This window comes from Ilumatobacter sp. (assembly GCF_049588435.1).
GTDB lineage: Bacteria > Actinomycetota > Acidimicrobiia > Acidimicrobiales > Ilumatobacteraceae > Ilumatobacter_A.
In genome coordinates, this window is record NZ_JBAVYV010000113.1 from 1 (window position 1) to 1,518 (window position 1,518).

Below are 1,518 nucleotides of genomic sequence, written 5' to 3' on the forward strand. Positions count from 1 at the left end.
GTCTCGATCCGATGTCCGTCGCTGCCGTCCAGGCACGCGTCGCCGCCGAGACCGACCGCTGGCTCGCCGACCCGCACGCCGGTGTCGCCCGATGGACCTCCTGCTCACCCGGCGACCTGCCCGCCTCCGGTGGATCGCTCACCGAAATCCTCGCCGAGGACCACCGGAGCTGGGATGCCCGCCTGTTCGTCGCCTGAAACGAGAGATCATGCCTCCCCACACCGATGACATCTCCCCATCCCACGCCCACGATCCGTTCGCGCATCAGAGCGTGGACCCCGACCGGAGCGCATTGCGCGTCGGGATCGGCGGCCCGGTCGGTTCCGGCAAGACCACGCTCGTGGGCTCGCTGTGCGCGCTGCTCCGCGACGAATGGTCGGTGGTGGTCGTCACCAACGACATCTTCACCTCCGAGGACGCCGACGCCCTGCGCGAGGCCGCGGCCCTGCCGAGCGAGCGGATCGTGGCCGTCCAGACCGGTTGTTGTCCGCACACGGCGATCCGTGATGACATCGCCGCGAACCTCGACGCCGTCGAGCAACTCGAAGCACTCCACGGAGACGTCGATCTGACCCTCGTCGAGTCCGGTGGAGACAACCTCACCGCGATCTTCAGTCGGGGACTGGTCGACGTCCAGATCTTCGTGCTCGACACCGCGGGTGGCGACGACGTCCCACGCAAGGGCGGGCCAGGCGTGGCGATGGCCGACCTCCTCGTGATCAACAAGGTCGACCTCGCTCGCTACGTCGGTGCCGATGTCGACCGGATGCTGAGCGACGCCGCCGAGCGACGCGACGATCGCCCGGTCGTGCCCACCTCATTGGTCGACACGTCCGGCGCTTCGTCCGTGGCCGACTGGATCGTCGACCAGCTCGCCGCGCGTCGACGGTGAGAGCGCACGGCTCGGTCGTCGTCGAACGCGACGCGGCGACCGGCCATTCTTTCCTGCGATCCGGGCGGGCCGACCCGCCGTTCTCCGTTCGCTGGTGCGACGGTCGGGTGTTGTTGGCTGCATCGGCGGCCGCACCGCTCGGCGGCGATGAACTGACACTCGACATCGATGTCGGCGCCGGTGCGCACGCATCGGTCGGCACCGTGGCATCGACGATCGTGCTCCCGGGCCCCGACGCCTCTCCGTCATCGATGCGCACACGTTGCGCCGTGGCCGCGGGTGCCCATCTCGACTGGCGGGGCGAACCGACGGTGTCGGTCCGAGGGTCCGACCATACGATCACCACCACGGTCGAACTCGACGCGTCCGCGACCTGTCGCATCGTGGAGGAGGTCGCACTCGGTCGCACCGACGAGGTGTCCGGACGACTGCGATTGGTGTTGCGCGTCGGGCGTGCCGGTGCGGTTCTCGTGCAGCACGCCGAGTCGTTCGGACCCGACGTCGCCGGAGCCGGAAGCCTCGTCTCGGTCGGCGCCGCCCGCCACGTGCTGTCCGCGATCCATGTCGGTGTCGACCCCGGTGTCTCACGCGTCCACGTCGACGGTGATTGCCGCGCGGCCTGGCTC

2 protein-coding genes and 1 pseudogene are annotated in these 1,518 nt (G+C 69.6%); all 3 read left to right on the forward strand.

Features of this window, described 5'->3' with window-relative positions; all coding sequences use genetic code 11:
* A pseudogene (locus WBV89_RS04140) lies at positions 1–197 on the forward strand (urease accessory protein UreF); the annotation flags it as partial.
* An 11-nt stretch (positions 198–208) separates the two neighbouring features.
* A complete protein-coding gene (gene ureG / locus WBV89_RS04145) occupies positions 209–892 on the forward strand; it encodes an urease accessory protein UreG (protein ID WP_423980076.1) in 684 nt (227 codons plus the stop codon).
* Between the two features lie 110 nt (positions 893–1,002).
* A partial coding sequence (locus tag WBV89_RS04150) for an urease accessory protein UreD (protein WP_423980077.1) occupies positions 1,003–1,518 on the forward strand: 516 nt, incomplete at its 3' end.

Excerpts from the sequence above, each read along its gene's own strand:
- ureG (WP_423980076.1), top strand. The coding sequence starts at position 209 with ATGCCTCCCCACACCGATGACATCTCCCCATCCCACGCCCACGATCCG.